Here is a 14791-nt window from a genome sequence, read left to right as displayed (position 1 = left end):
ATGGCCGAAACCACCGACACCGCCGCCGCCCCTCGCCCCAAGCTCCGCCTCGGCGACGTCCTCGTCGAGCAGCAGCTGATCTCGGCCGAGCAGCTCGGCCAGGCCCTGGAGCTGCAGCGTGCCACCGGCAAGAAGCTCGGCCGCATCCTCATCGAGGCCAACCTCATCACCGAGGAGGCCCTGGCCCACGTGCTGGCCCGCCAGCTGCGCGTGCCCTTCGTCAACCTCAAGACCTTTCCGCTCAAGACCGAGCTGGTGCGGCTGCTGCCCGAGACGCCCGCGCGACGCTTCCGGGCCGTGGTGCTGGAGGAGCGCGGCGACACCCTGCTCGTCGCCATGGCCGACCCGCTGGACCTCTTCGGCTTCGACGAGCTGGCCAAGATCCTCAAGCGCCGCCTGGCCATGGCCGTGGTGGCCGACAGCCAGCTGCCGGCCGTCTTCGACAAGCACTACCGCCGCAGCGACGAAATCTCCGGCCTGGCCAAGGCGCTGGAGAAGGACATCGGCGACGCCGTCGACTTCGGCACCCTGCAGGCCAGCGTCGGGCAGGAAGGCGCCCCGGTCGTGCGCCTGCTGCAGTCCGTCTTCGAGGACGCCACGCGGGCCGGCGCCTCCGACGTCCACATCGAGCCGCAAGAGGGCGAGCTGCTGATCCGCAACCGCGTCGACGGCCTGCTGCAGACCCTGACCCAGGCCGACAAGCGCATCGCCCCGGCCCTGGCGCAGCGCCTGAAGCTGATGGCCGGCCTGGACATCTCCGAGAAGCGCCTGCCCCAGGACGGCCGCTTCACGCTGCGCCTGTCCGACCGCACCCTGGACGTGCGCCTGTCCACCATGCCCAGCCAGTACGGCGAATCCGTCGTCATGCGCCTGCTCGGCCAGGGCTCGGCGCTGCGCCGGCTCGACCAGATCGGCATGCCCGAGGACATGCTCAAGCGCTTCCGCGAGCTGCTGGCGCGCGATGCCGGCATGATCCTCGTCACCGGCCCCACCGGCTCCGGCAAGACCTCCACCCTCTATGCCGCCCTGGCCGAGCTGGACTCCGAGAAGCTCAAGATCATCACGGCCGAAGACCCCATCGAATACCGCCTGCCGGGCCTGACGCAGGTGCAAGTCAACGAGAGGATCGACCTCAGCTTCGCCAAGGTGCTGCGCGCCGCCCTTCGCCAGGACCCGGACGTCATCCTCGTCGGCGAGATGCGCGACGCCGAGACCGCCGAGATCGGCCTGCGTGCGGCCATCACCGGCCACCTGCTGCTCAGCACCCTGCACACCAAGGACACCATCTCCACGCCCTTCCGGCTGCTGGACATGGCCGCGCCGCCTTTCATGGTGGCCACCTCGCTGCAGGCCGTGCTGGCCCAGCGCCTGCTGCGCGGCGTCTGCAAGCATTGCGCCGAACCTCACCATGCCACGCCCCAGGAGCAGGCCTGGATCAACGAGGTGATGGCCTTGAACGGCGAGGCGCCCGCCCCCGTGGACAGCGTCAAGGGCCGGGGCTGCGCCGAGTGCAACGGCACCGGCTACCAGGGCCGGCGCGGCATCTACGAGATGCTGGAACTCGACCCCGACATGGCCCTGGCCATCCAGCGCAGCGACGCCGGCGCCTTCCTCACGGCGGCGCGCCGCGCCCTCAAGGGCAAGACCCTCGCCGACCGCAGCCTGGCCCTGGTGCGCGAGGGCAAGACCTCGCTCGCCGAAGCCGTCCGCATCAGCGTCGACGCTGAATGAAATCCAAACAAAGCCACAGAGGCACAGAGACACGGAGGCCGCGCCATGACGCCCTCTCTGTGTCTCTGTGCCTCTGTGGCTGTGTTTGTCTTTGCCGGGCCAGGCCATGAACTTCGCCTTCAAGGGCCGCAACGGGCGGGGTGAACTCGTCGAAGGCGTCGTCGATGCCGCTAGCAGCGACGCCGTGGCCGCGCAGCTGATGGCCGGCGGCGTCGTGCCCGTCAGCATCGAGGCGACGACCGAGGCGGTCAGCGCGGCCGGCGGGCGCAACTGGCTGGAGGCCCTGCTCGCCAAGCCCATCACCCAGGAAGATGCCCTGGTGCTGACCCGCCAGCTCTACACGCTGCAAAAGGCCGGCGTGCCCATCCTGCGCGCCCTGGCCGGCCTGGAGGCGTCCACGAGCCACCCCGGCATCGTGGAGCTGCTGCAGGACGTCCGCGCCAGCCTCGACCAGGGGCGCGAGCTGGCCACCGCCTTTTCCCGCCACCCCGGCGTCTTCAGCAGCTTCTACGTCGCCATGACCCGCGTCGGCGAGCTGACCGGCCGGCTGACGGAAGTCTTCCAGCGCCTGTCCGAGCATCTGGAGTTCGAACTCGACATCCGCGCCCGCATCAAGCAGGCCCTGCGCTATCCGGCCATGGTGCTCGTCGCGATGGGCATCGCCCTCGTCGTCATCAACCTCTTCGTGCTGCCCAAGTTCGCCGACGTCTTCGCCCACTTCAAGACCGAGCTGCCGCTGATGACGCGCATCCTGCTCGGCTTCTCCGGCTGGACGGTCAAGTGGTGGCCCCTGGTCGTGGCCGGCGCCATCGGAGCCGTCCTCGCCTGGCGCAACTGGATTGCCACGCCGACGGGGCGTTATGCCTGGGATCGCTTCAAGCTGCGCCTGCCCATCGCCGGCAACATCGTGCTGAAGGCGACGCTGGCCCGCTTCGCCCGCAGCTTCGCCCTGGCCAGCAGTGCCGGCGTGCCCATCAGCCAAGCGATGACGGTGGTGGCGCAGACCGTGGACAACGCCTACATCGGCGCTCGCATCGAGCAGATGCGCGACGGCGTCGAACGCGGCGAGAGCATCTCGCGCTGCGCCACGGCCACCGGGGTGTTCACGCCCATCGTGCTGCAGATGATCGCCGTCGGCGAAGAGACCGGCGAGCTCGACACGCTCATGACCGAGATCGCCCACATGTACGAACGCGAGACCGACTACGCCATCAAGGGCCTGTCGGCCGCCATCGAGCCCATCCTGCTGGCCGTCATCGGCGCACTGGTGCTGGTGCTGGCCCTGGGCGTGTTCCTGCCGCTGTGGAACCTGGGCCAGGCGGCCATGGGGCGTTGACGTGTGCCCCCGGCCCAGCCCCGCGCGCTGAACGCGGCGCGTGTCTGGTCCGCCCCCCGCGGGGGCGATGCTTGCGGCGTTGAGCCGCAAGCATCGCCAGCGCGGGCCGGCTCGGGAGCGGCCCAGCGCTCGGCCCGCATGCATCCGTTTCATCTGCCGCGGCACGGCGGCGTGTGAAGCCTGCAACGGATTGCGGGCCGGTTGAGGGCCGTCATGAAACTCGTGCGCTATTCACTTCTCGCCGCGATGGCCCTGTTCGATAGTGGTAGCACTCCCGGACCACCGCGCACGACGCAGAAGGACCCTCGAATGAACAAATCGCGTCAAACCGGCTTCACGCTCATCGAACTGGTGATGGTCATCGTCATCCTGGGCGTGCTGGCCGCCGTGGCCCTGCCCAAGTTCGTCAACGTCGACGACGACGCCAAGCAGGCCGCCGTCAACGGCATCGCCGGCGCGCTAAGTTCCGGCTCGGCCATCAACTACGCCTCCCGCAAGGCCAACAGCAGCAAGGGCGTGGCCATCGCCAACTGCCAGGACGTCGAGAAGACCATGCAGTCCTACACCGGCACGGCCGGCTCCGGCCTGCCCACCGGCTTCACGATCACGTCGGCCGCCATCACGGCCGAGTCCACGGTCACGAACTGCGTGGTCACCGGCAACGGCAAGACCGCGAACTTCACGGCCACCGGCATCGCCTGATCCATGCCGCTCTCCCCGCGCCTGGCCGCGGGATGGGCTCGCCGGCAGGCCGGCTTGCCGAACCGCGGCCACAGCCGCGGCTTCACGCTGATCGAGCTCATCCTCGTCATCGTGATCACAGCCGCCCTGGCGGTGTTCGCCCTCCCCAAGGTGGTGGACACGACGCTGTGGCGGCTGCGTGCTTTTGGCGACGAGCTGCAGTCGCGCCACCAGGCCATGCTGCGCCTGGCCCTGCAGCAGCGCCGCCCCATCGTGGAGACGCTCTCGGCCACCGGCGTCAGCTGGGCCTACGGCAACGGCACGGCCATCGCCACCCTGCCCTGCCCGGCCACGGAAAGCCCCTGCATCGCCGAAGGAGGCAGCCGCACCGTCACCTTCAACAGTGCCAACAGCGGGGCGACGACCACCAGCAGCGCGGCCGACTTGACCGTCACCGTGGCCCATAGCAGCTACTCGCAGGCCTACGTCATTGCCGCGGACACGGGCCTCATCTACCCCCTTCCTTGAGGCTTGACGGCTGAACCGCTCGGCTAGCATGAAGCACATGCCTCGTCCCCGTCGCGCTGAGGGCTTGACCCTGATCGAGCTGCTGCTCTTCATCGTCGTCGTCGGCATCGCGCTGGCGGCCATGCTGCGCGTCTTCGTCACGGCGACGGTGGCGAGCGCCGACCCCATGATCCGCCGCCAGCAACTGGCCATCGCCGAATCGCTGCTGCGCGAGGTCCAAGTCATGCCCTTCACGTGGTGCGACCCTGACGATGCCAACGTCGCAACGGCCAGTTCGGCCGCCGGCTGCGCCACCCTCGTCGAGAACTTCGGCCCCGAGGCCGGCGAGAGCCGCTACGGTCCCAGCAACTATTTCGACAACGTCAACGACTACGCGGGCTTTTCCATGGCCGGCATCAGCGACTTTTCAGGCGCCCCGGTGCCCGGACTGTCCGGCTACACCGCCAGCGTGGCCGTGGCCGCAGCGTCGCTGGACACCCTCAGCGCCGCCAGCGGCGACGCGCTCAAGATCACCGTCACCGTCTCCGGCCCCGATAACAGCAGCCTCGTGCTGCAGGGCTGGCGAACTCGCTATGCGCCGAACTCGCCCTTCTGACGCAGCATCGACGCGCCGGCAAGTCCGCGTCCCCAACGGTCGCGAAGCCCGCGGCTTGAACCGCATGCGCGGCTTTACGCTGGTCGAAGCCGTGATGGTGATCGCCATCACAGGCGTCGTCGTCGCCATGGTGGCCATCTTCATCGTGCCCTCCGTCACGGCCTACTTCGCCAGCGCGACGCGTGCCCAACTCGGCGACGAGGCCGACACCGCCCTGCGGCGCATCAGCCGGGACCTCGCCGCGGCGCTGCCGAACAGCGTGCGCGTCACGGGCACGAGCGTGGAACTGATACCGGTCAGCGGCGCGGCGCGCTATGCCGTCGGCAACGAGGCGGGCGACCCGCTGCTCTTCGGCACGGCCGACGGCAGCTTCGCCGTGGTCGGCCCGGCCCTGCGTTTGGCCGGTGCCGGCCAGCGCCTGGCCTGGTACAACCTCGGCCCCGGCGTGCCCGATGCCGACGCCTACACCCTGTCCAACGTGCGCGTATCGACCTCCTCCGCCGGCGACGCCACCAGCGTGGCCTTCACCGGTGCTGCCCTGCCCAAAGCACTGCAGGCGCCGCCCTACCGCGTCTATGCCATCGAGCAGCCGGTCACCTACCGCTGCGACACCGCGGCCGGGACGCTGACGCGCTACACCGGCTACGGCTTCATCGTCACCCAGCCCGACCCGCCCGTCGGTGGCAGCGCCGCCGTGCTGGCGCGTCACGTCAAGGCCTGCAGCTTCGTCTACAGCACGCCCACCATCACCGCGCGCTATGCCCTCGTGACACTGAAGTTGCAGCTCGGCGCTGCCAACATGGGTGGCACGGAGACGATCTCGCTCTACCACACCGTGCACGTCGACAACCTGCCATGACACCCCCCCTCCTGCCGGCTCCGCCGGCCTCACAGGGCGCGCCGAACCAGAGGCTCGGCTCTTCCACCGCCATCACGCGGCGGGACGCCATGGCGGCGGGAGGATTCACCATGATGTCGATGTTGTTCATCCTGGTGGCCCTGGCTGCGCTTGGCGTGGCGCTGGCGTCGCTGAGCCAACGCCAGCAACTCGGCTCGGCCGGCGAATTGGCGGCGGCCAAGGCCTACCAGGCCGCCTTTGCGGGACTGGAGCTCGGCAGCCAACAGATCCTGCGCGCCAGCGGCCAGCCGGACTGCCCCTTTACGACGCGGTCATTCACGCTGCCGGACCAACTCGCCGACTTCACCGTCACCATCACCTGCGCGCGCACGCCGGCCAGCGGCACGGTAACGGACGACGGCGTGGCCCTGGCCTTCTACACGCTCGTCGCCACCGCCTGCAACATCACTGCCGCTGGCGCCTGCCCGAACAGCGCCACCACCGAACCCACCTACACCGAGCGGCAACTCAGCCGCAGCCTGAGCAAATGAGGCGCTGGCTGCACTTCGCCCTGGTCCTGGCCGTGCTCTGCACGCCCCTGCTGGCGCGGGCCGTCGCCTATACCTTCCCGTCAAGCATGCCGGCCGGCTGCAGCGGCAGCGGCGGCAGCTACACCTGCACGGGCCTCACGCTCGGCTACGGCGACACCATCGCCATCGCCGGCACCAAGCCCGCCACGCTCACCATCAACGGCAACCTCAGCACCGACACTTCGCAGATCAACGTCGCCGGCAGCGCCAGCGACCTGACGCTCAACATCAGCGGCACGCTGACCTTCGGCTACCAGGCCAAGATCACCGCCAACGTCACTGCCGGCAGCGTCAACGACGCCGGCGGAGGCAACGTCACCATCACCGGCAACCTGACGGCCAGCGGCGGCAACGTCTCGCTGGCCTACAAGAGTTCAGTCACGGGCAACCTGTCCACCAGCGGCACCGGCACCCTCACCACGGGCCAGAACGGCAGCATCGGCGGCAGCATCTCCGCCGGCACGGGCGCCATCACCATCAGTCCAGGATCGACCGTCTACGGCAGCGTGAGCGGCGGCGGCAGCATCTCGGTCGGGCAGAGTGCCGTCGTCAGCGGCGACCTCAGCGCCGGCTCGGGCGCCGTGAACATCGGTTACCAGGCCAAGGTGAACGGCAACCTCAGCACGAGCGGGGCGATCACGACCGGGCAGGGCTCGCTGGTCGGCGGAAATATCGCTGGCGGCGCAGGCAACGTCTCCATCGGCTATGGCGCCACCGTCTCGGGCACTCTCACCACCACCACCGGCACGATCACCTTCGCGCAAATCGCCGTCGCCTCGTCCTGCGTCAAATCCACCGGCAGCGCCAGCATCACCCTGGGCTACCAGAGCAGCATCAACAGCGTCTGCTGTGGCACCACCTGCTCGAACAGCTGCGTGGTCAACAACAGCAATACCTCGATGCCGCCGCTGTGCAGCAGCGCCACGCCGACACTGGTGTCCGGCTCGCGCTACAGCTTCGAGTCCTACGACGTACCCGGTTCCTACATCCGGCACTACAACTTCCTCGGCTATATCAACCCGGTGTCGGCCAGCAGCGACGCCCTGACGCTGAGCGACAGCACCTTCGTCGCCCGTCCCGGGCTGAGCAATTCGAGCTGCTGGTCCTTCGAGTCGGTGAACTATCCCGGCTACTACCTGCGCCACAACAACTTCGTGCTCAAGCTCAACGCCTACAGCGCGACTGCACCCTTCCCGGCGGACGCAACCTTCTGCCTGCGCGCGGGCCTTGCCAATGCGGCGGCGGTCAGCTTCGAAGCCTCCAACTACGCAGGCTACTACCTGCAGCACAAGACCGACACCAGCATGATCCTGGCCACCACCGACGGCACCGCGGCCGCCAACGGCCGGGCCACCTTCTATCCGCGCCCAGGGTGGGCGCCGGTGGTGGAGCACTACGAGCTTTCCGCACCCAGCACCGGCATCGCCTGTCAAGCCGCCACCCTCACCGTGACGGCCTGCGCCGACAGCTCCAGCCCCTGCACCAGCCCGCTCGCGACCATGAGCGGCCAGTCGGCCACGTTGGCGACGACGGCCGGCACGCTGGGCTCGGCCACCGTCACTTTCGACGGCAGCGGCACCGCCACGACCACCCTCGCCTACCCCGGCGCCGGCGCCGGCAGCACGGCGACGGTCACGCTGTCCGGCGAGAGCCTGACCGCATCGTCGGCCCGCCGCTGCTGCGCCGACGGCACGAGCTGCAGCGCCGCCAACAGCTGCAGCACCAGTTTCGGCAACGCCGGCTTCATCATCGCCGCCAGTGCTGGCGCCGCCGCCGCCACCGTGCCGACGCAGACGGCCGGCACCTCGTCCGGCAGCTGGGTTTTGCGCGCCGTGAAGACCAACACCACGACCAAAGCCTGCGAGGCGGCGCTCAGCGGCACGACCACCGTGAACTGGGGCGTCCAGTGCAACGACCCGACCACCTGCTCCGCCGGCAACAAGATGACCCTGACCGGCAGCAGCGCCGTCGCCGTGGCCGGCAACGCCAATGGCAGCAGCGCCGCCAGCACGACGGTGTCCATGAGCTTCGACGCCAACGGCAACGCCCCCTTCAGTTTCAGCTATGCCGACGTCGGCCGCGTCACGCTGCTCGCCAGCAAGGCCGCGGGCGGCTCGCTGCTGACGGCCCTGAGCGGCAGCAGCAACGCCTTCGTCGTCAAGCCCGCCGGCCTTGTGCTGTCAGCCATCCGTTGCACGAATTACGCGGCTGGCGCCTGCGCGACCACGGCCATACCCAGCCCCGGCAACAACCCCGGCCCGTCGTCGGCCGGCGGCAGCGCCTTTCTGCCGGCCGGCAAGCCTTTCTCCGCCACCGTGACGGCCGTGGACGCCAGCGGCAACGCCACACCCAACTTCGGCCGCGAGACGACGCCCGAGGGCGTGACCCTGACCGCGACCCTGGTGCAGCCGGCAGGCGGCAACGCTCCCGCGCTGAGCAACCCGAGCGGCTTCGGCAGCTTCAGCGGCGGCGTGGCCACCGGAACGAGCTTCGCCTGGCCCGAGGTCGGCATCATCACGCTGACGCCCGCGCTCGCCGACGGCAGCTACCTCGGCGCCGGCAACGTCACCGGCACGACGAGCGGCAACGTCGGGCGCTTCGTGCCGGCATGGTTCACGTTGAGTAACGCGACGGTGACCCACCGCAGCGCGGCGGGCTGCTCGCCGGCGTCGACCTTCACCTACCTCAACGAGAACTTCAGCCTCGGCTTCACGTTGACGGCGCGCAACGCAGCCGGCACGACGACGCAGAACTACGCCGGCAGCTTCGCCAAGCTGGACCCCACCGCCGCCGGCGGCTGGAACCTGGCCGGCCTCGGCGGCACGACGAGCTTCTCGACTGTCGGCGGGCGCCTCGCCCTCGGCAGCGCAAGCGGCAGTTGGTCGGCCGGCGCGGCCACGGTGAGCCTGAGCGCAGCAGCCCTGCAGGGGGCGACGGCCGACGGCCCCTTCAATGCCTCCTTCGGCATTGCGCCGGTGGACAGCGACGGCGTCGCCGTGCAAACCCTGGATTTGGATACCGATTACCCTTCTAACGGCGTAGACCGTGCTCTCCTCGCCACGGTGGCGCTCCGATACGGGCGGCTGCGACTGCAGAATGCGATGGGCGCGGCCAATCGCGTGCTGAGGCTGCCGCTCGCGGCCCAGTACTGGGACGGCAGCACGTCTTCCTTCAAGACCAACGATTTGGACTCCTGCACGCGAATCAGTTCCGCCAACCTCAGCTTCGGCAATTTCCGCCGGGCGCTGACGTCCGCCGACGCGGTGATGAGCCCGGCCACGGTCACCGTCGACCCGACCCAGCCCGTCTTCATCACGCTGGCCGCGCCGAGCGGCAGCCGTGTCGGCAGCCTGGATGTCGCCGTGGCCCTCGGCGCCACCAACGCCGACGCCTCCTGCCTCAAGACGGCCGCCGGCTGGACCCCTGCCCTGGCCGCCAGCGCTGGCGCCAACCTCGCCGGCCTGCGCGGCGCCTGGTGCGGCACGGCTGCGACGAGCGACCCGAGCGCCCGCGCCACCTGGGGCCTGTACCGCGGCGCCGACGGCGTCGTCTACCAGCGGGAGAACTACTGATGCGCTGGCCCTGGTCGGCGCGCCGCAGCGCCCATCGCCTGGTCCTGCGGCGCGTCGGCGCTGCCCACGCCTTCGTGCTGACCGACGGCCCGCCTGCCCACGGCGACGACGCCGAGCCGCCCCGCCTGCTGCGCTGGGGCCTGACGAACGAGGCAAGACCCGTCCCCGCGGGCGACGCCATCGCGCTGCTGGACCCGGCCGACTACCAGATCCTCAAGGTGGACACGCCCCACGTGCCCCAGGAGGAACTCAAGGCCGCGGCGCGCTGGCAGATCAAGGAAATGGTGGACGTCGACGTCGACGAGCTGACGCTGGACGTCATGCACGTCGGCGGCGACGTCGACCGCCCGCAGCGCCAGCTCTTCGTCGTCGCAGCCCGCAACAGCGCCATCCAGGCTCTCACCACCGGCGCCGCCGGCTTCGGCGAGGAGGTCGGCATCGTCGACATCTGGGAGACGGCGCTGCGCAACCTGCTGGCCCGCCAGGCCCGGGCCGACGACCTCGCCGCCCGGGCCTGCGCCGCCGTGCACATCGACGAGCGCCACTGCCTGCTGGTCGTCTGCGCGGGCGACGAGCTCTTCTACACCCGCCGCCTCGAGGGCGACCCCGGCCTGCTGGCCCGCGCCCGCGGCGAGCAGACCGAGGCCGCGGTGACCGAACTGCCACTGGGCTTCGAGTACCAGCCCGGTGGCGCCTTCGACGCCGGCGCCAGCCAGGAATCGCCCCTGGTCGTCGAGTTGCAGCGCTCCATCGACGTGTGGGAGCGCAGCTGGCCCGAGCTGCCGCTGGCGCGCCTGTACGTCATCACCGCCGACCATGCGCCCGAGGTCGCCGCGCTGATCCAGCGGGAACTCGGCCAGCGCACCGTCGCCCTCGACCCGCTGGCAGCCTTCGCGGCCGACGTTCCCGAGCCCGAAGGCGACCCCGCCCGGGCGCTGGCCGCCTGCATACCGTTGCTGGGCGCCGCCCTGCGCGCCGAGACCCGAAAGCTGTAAGCATGCCGTCCCCGACTCCTCCACGCTGCCGGCGCCGCGACGCCCTCCGGATGCGCTGATGCCGCAGCAGATCAACCTCCTGACGCCCATCCTGCTGGCACCGAAGCGCTATTTCTCGGCGCTGACGCTGCTGCATGCCACCGGGCTGTCGCTGGCGGTGGGCCTCGTCGCCGCGCTCTGGCTGCAGCAACGCGACCGGCACGCCGAGGCCGAGCACCAGGTCCTGATGGCCAACTACGCCGTCGAGCGGCAGTCCCTGGCCGCCGCCCGCGCCACCCTGCCTCCGCCGCTGGACGCCGCCGCGGTCCAGCAACAGCTGCTGCCGCTCGCGGCCGGCAATGCCGAACGGCGCGCCCTGCTGCAGGCCCTGGGCGCACAGGCCGGTGGGCGCGACGGGCAACGCCATTCCGACCTGCTCGCCCTGGTGGCCCGCACCCTGCCGGACGCCGCCTGGCTCAGCGAGCTGCGCTACGCACCCGGCCGCCTCGAACTCGTCGGCGGCGCGCTGGACACGGCCGTGCTGCGCCCCTGGCTGGGCCGCATCGCCGCCCACCCGCTGCTGGCCGATCAACAGCTGTCGGCCCTGCGCGTCGAGCGCCTGGGCACGCCAGGCACCGAGTCCACCACCCAGCCGCTGCTGCCGCGTACCGGCGCCCAGCCGGCCATACCCCTGCCGGTCTGGTCTTTCCGCGTCGTCAGTGCGCCGGCCCAGCCCGCCAGCGCCGCCTCCGGAGCCGTGCGATGAAGGCGCAGACGCGGATCGACCTCGCCCTGCTGCGCCGGCGCCTGGCGCCGCTGCAGCGGCGCTGGGAGCGCCAGGCCAAGCGCATCGACGCCCTGAGCCTGCGTGAGCGCGTCATCCTCTTCCTCAGCATCGTCGCCGTCCTGGCCGCCTTGTTCGACACCCTGGTGCTCTCGCCCCTGTCGGGTCGCGCACGTCAGCGCAGCGAGGCGCAGGCCCGCCAGGCCGCCGAGCTGGCCCAGTTGCGCGAGCAGTTCGTCGCCGTCAGCCGCAGCGGCAGCGAGCCGGCCGCCGCCCTGCGCCGCCAGTTGGACGAGGCGCAGGCCGAGCGCAGCCAGCTCGACGCCGAGCTGCGCCAGGCCGCCACGGCCAGCGCCGGCGAAGGCCTGCCCACCGTGCTGCAGCGGCTGCTCGCCCAGCAGCCCGGCCTCGTGCTGGAACGGCTCACTCTGCTGGACGACACCTCCGTCGCCCTGCCCGCCACGGCCTCCGCGCCGACCGGCCCGCGGCCCCCGCCCACCGGCATGCCGGGCATGAGCTGGCAGGGCGTGGAGCTGCAGGTGCAGGGCGGCTACCGCGAGATGCAGCGCTACCTGCAAAGCCTGGAGGCCGAGCTGCCCGGGCTGCGCTGGGGCGAGATGCACCTGACCGCCACCGGTCCCGGCGAGCCGCCGCGCCTCGTGGCCCAGCTCTTCCTGCTCAAGATCCAGCCATGAAACTCGCGACGACCGCCGCTGCCTGGGCCGCCGCCCTGCTGTGCGCTGCCTGCCCCGTCCGCGCCGCCAACGAGCCGGCGCGCGACCCCACCGCCTGGCCGCCCGCGTTGCGCAGCGCCATGGCCGCGGCCTCGGCCGCCTCGGCGGCATCCGCCCCCGAGGCCGACACCGCCATCCGCCAGGTCGTCTTCGCCAATGGCCGCGGCTATGTCGTGCAGCGCGGCCGCCGCTACGGCGTGGGCGAGCAGCTCGACGGCGCACGCATCGAACGCATCACCGAGCAGGCCGTGTGGCTGCGCGAGGCCGGCCAGGTCCGCCGCGAACCGCTCTATGCCGGCGTCGAGAAACGCGTGCCGGCCTCCCCGGCCAGGTCCGCGTCGGGCGCCAAGCATTCCAAGGAGAAGCCATGAAGGCCACCGTCATCCCCGCTCCGCGCCTGCTCGCGTGCGCCGTCGCCGCGCTGCTGGCCGCCTGCGCGGACAAGCCCCTGCAAGTGGCCCAGCCCAGCCAGTCCCTGCGCGAGGAGCTGCAGGCTCAGCGCGCCGCCGCGCCGGGCCGCGCCGCCTCCTCGCCGGCCGCCGCCGCCGAGGCCGTGCCGGAGCCCCCGCCCGCGCCGGCCCCGGCGCTGCCGCCCGAGCCGCGCTTCGACCTCATCGTCAACGGCGCCAACGCGCGGGACGTCTTCCTCTCCCTGGTCAGCGACACGCGCTACAGCATGCTGGTCCATCCCAGCGTCTCCGGCACGCTGTCGGTCACCCTCAAGGGCGTCACCCTGCGCGAGTCGCTCGACGCCATCCGCGAGGTCTACGGCTTCGACTACGCCATCGACGGCCGCCGCATCACCGTCTTCCCGCCCACGCTGCAGACCCGCGTCTTCACCCTCAATGTCCTGGCCCTGCAGCGCAACGGCCGCAGCGAAGTGCGCGTGAGTTCCGGCGCCGCGCCGGTCAGCAGCCAGAGCGGCACCGGCAGCGGCACCACGCCGGTCGCAGGCAATACCGGCAGCGGCAGCGCCAACACCGTGCTGCAGCAGGAAAGCAGCCAGCTCAGCACCCGGGTCGCCAGCGACTTCTGGGGCGAGATGACCACGGCGCTGAAGGCCCTGGTGGGCAACGGCGAAGGGCGCACCGTCATCACCAGCCCGCAAAGCGGCACCGTCGCCGTGCGCGCCATGCCCGAGGAGTTGCGCCACGTCGAAGCCTGGCTCAAGGCCACGCGCACGGCCGTGGAGCGCCAGGTCATGCTCGAGGCCAAGATCGTCGAGGTCGAGCTGCGCGAGGGCTACCAAAGCGGCATCGACTGGTCGCGCATCGGCGACCGCGGCGCCATCGGCCAGACGAGCGCCAACCCCTCCATCCCGAGCGGCGTCACCTCCATCATCAACCCGCTGGTCAGCAACGCCCGCGGCCTGCCGACGCTGTCCAGCGGCACGCAGAGCCCCGCCTGGCAGGACCTCATCCCCCTGCCCTCGGCGGGCGGTGGCACCTTCGGCCTGGCGCTGTCGCGGGGCGGCTTCCAGGCGCTGCTGAGCTTCATCGAGAGCCACGGTGACACGCAGATCCTCTCCAGCCCCCGCATCGCCACGCTGAACAACCAGAAGGCCGTGCTCAAGGTCGGCACCGACGACTACTTCATCACCGGCATCAGCGGCAGCAACACCACCAGCGGCACCTCCACCACGGGCAGCACCGGTACGGTCAACCAGATCCCGACACTGACGCTGACTCCCTTCTTCAGCGGCATCGCGCTGGACGTGACGCCGCAGATCGACGGCGCCGACACCATCACGCTGCACATCCACCCGTCGGTGTCCAACGTCACCGAGAAGGTCAAGCAAGTCGACCTCGGTTCGGTCGGCAACTTCCGGCTGCCGCTGGCCAGCGCCAGCGTCAACGAGACCGACACGGTGGTGCGCATCCCCGACGGCCAGATCGTCGCCATCGGCGGCCTGATGCAGATGGAAGCCACCCGCCGCGGCTCGGGCCTGCCCGGGGCGGACAGCAACCCGCTGACCTCCATGCTCTTCGGCAACCGCGCCAACAACGGCCGCAAGCGCGAGCTGGTGGTGCTGATCAAGCCCAGCATCATCCGCAGCGCGGAGGACTGGGAGCAGCACAACCGGCTGGTCAGCGAGTCGCTGGACGACACGGAGAGCCGGTCGAGGCGGGTGATCCGGGTGGATGGGACGGGTGAGGTGAAGCCGAAGTAGGCGGTACTCTGGGGATGCGGAGGTTGCCTTTGCGGTGAGCCTTATCGGTCGTTGCACCGTGCGGGGATTTCGCCCCCGCGGGCGACCTACTTTCTGGTCCGCCAGAAAGTAGGCAAAGAGCTCCCCCCGACCGCGCCGCCCCACCGCTTCGCGGTGGGGTTCCCTGCGCTGCTCAGGCCTCGAGGGCTCGCGCGGAACTCGCTTCGCTACGCTGCGCTCAGACAACCGCGCGAAGTCAGAAGTTGAAGCGAGCTTCGC

General features: G+C 70.7%; 13 protein-coding genes. All 13 read left to right on the top strand.

Annotated elements, in window-relative coordinates:
• The 13 genes from LXT12_RS19235 (at window position 1) to LXT12_RS19175 (ending at window position 14533) form a co-directional block, all read left to right on the top strand.
• Complete coding sequence (locus LXT12_RS19235; RefSeq protein WP_233393907.1) at window positions 1–1731, top strand: GspE/PulE family protein; 1731 nt, start codon at window positions 1–3, stop codon at window positions 1729–1731.
• A gap of 106 nt (window positions 1732–1837) precedes the next feature.
• On the top strand, window positions 1838–3067 hold the full coding sequence (locus LXT12_RS19230; protein ID WP_233393906.1) for a type II secretion system F family protein: 1230 nt from the start codon (window positions 1838–1840) through the stop codon (window positions 3065–3067).
• A gap of 309 nt (window positions 3068–3376) precedes the next feature.
• A complete protein-coding gene (locus LXT12_RS26945; RefSeq protein WP_304622774.1) occupies window positions 3377–3769 on the top strand; it encodes a type II secretion system protein in 393 nt (130 codons plus the stop codon).
• Between the two features lie 3 nt (window positions 3770–3772).
• Window positions 3773–4276, top strand: a complete 504-nt coding sequence (locus tag LXT12_RS19220; protein ID WP_233393905.1) for a prepilin-type N-terminal cleavage/methylation domain-containing protein — start codon at window positions 3773–3775, stop codon at window positions 4274–4276.
• A 37-nt stretch (window positions 4277–4313) separates the two neighbouring features.
• Entirely contained in the window at window positions 4314–4871 is a 558-nt protein-coding gene (locus LXT12_RS19215; protein WP_233393904.1) for a type IV pilus modification PilV family protein, read from the top strand.
• 64 nt (window positions 4872–4935) lie between these two features.
• A complete protein-coding gene (locus LXT12_RS19210) occupies window positions 4936–5730 on the top strand; it encodes a PulJ/GspJ family protein (RefSeq protein ID WP_349255040.1) in 795 nt (264 codons plus the stop codon).
• A 110-nt stretch (window positions 5731–5840) separates the two neighbouring features.
• Window positions 5841–6260 carry an agglutinin biogenesis protein MshP gene (locus LXT12_RS19205; RefSeq protein WP_233393902.1) on the top strand — a complete coding sequence of 140 codons (420 nt, stop codon included), beginning with the start codon at window positions 5841–5843 and terminating at the stop codon, window positions 6258–6260.
• Window positions 6257–9871 carry a DUF6701 domain-containing protein gene (locus LXT12_RS19200; protein ID WP_233393901.1) on the top strand — a complete coding sequence of 1205 codons (3615 nt, stop codon included), beginning with the start codon at window positions 6257–6259 and terminating at the stop codon, window positions 9869–9871. The genes LXT12_RS19205 and LXT12_RS19200 overlap by 4 nt, the downstream gene beginning before the upstream one ends.
• Window positions 9871–10866 carry a type IV pilus biogenesis protein PilM gene (locus LXT12_RS19195; RefSeq protein WP_233393900.1) on the top strand — a complete coding sequence of 332 codons (996 nt, stop codon included), beginning with the start codon at window positions 9871–9873 and terminating at the stop codon, window positions 10864–10866. The genes LXT12_RS19200 and LXT12_RS19195 overlap by 1 nt, the downstream gene beginning before the upstream one ends.
• 58 nt (window positions 10867–10924) lie before the next feature.
• Window positions 10925–11611 carry a PilN domain-containing protein gene (locus LXT12_RS19190; protein ID WP_233393899.1) on the top strand — a complete coding sequence of 229 codons (687 nt, stop codon included), beginning with the start codon at window positions 10925–10927 and terminating at the stop codon, window positions 11609–11611.
• On the top strand, window positions 11608–12324 hold the full coding sequence (locus LXT12_RS19185; protein WP_233393898.1) for a hypothetical protein: 717 nt from the start codon (window positions 11608–11610) through the stop codon (window positions 12322–12324). Before LXT12_RS19190 ends, LXT12_RS19185 begins: the two co-directional genes overlap by 4 nt.
• On the top strand, window positions 12321–12734 hold the full coding sequence (locus LXT12_RS19180) for a hypothetical protein (RefSeq protein WP_233393897.1): 414 nt from the start codon (window positions 12321–12323) through the stop codon (window positions 12732–12734). The genes LXT12_RS19185 and LXT12_RS19180 overlap by 4 nt, the downstream gene beginning before the upstream one ends.
• The gene (locus LXT12_RS19175; protein ID WP_233393896.1) at window positions 12731–14533 is read left to right on the top strand and encodes a pilus (MSHA type) biogenesis protein MshL; all 1803 of its coding nucleotides are present in this window, start codon (window positions 12731–12733) and stop codon (window positions 14531–14533) included. Before LXT12_RS19180 ends, LXT12_RS19175 begins: the two co-directional genes overlap by 4 nt.
• The last annotated feature ends 258 nt before the right edge of the window (window positions 14534–14791 follow it).

Source organism: Pelomonas caseinilytica (assembly GCF_021353235.1).
Taxonomy (GTDB): Bacteria; Pseudomonadota; Gammaproteobacteria; order Burkholderiales; family Burkholderiaceae_C; genus Pelomonas; species Pelomonas caseinilytica.
Note: the sequence above shows the minus strand (reverse complement) of the source record. Positions and strands in the feature narration are given on the sequence as shown.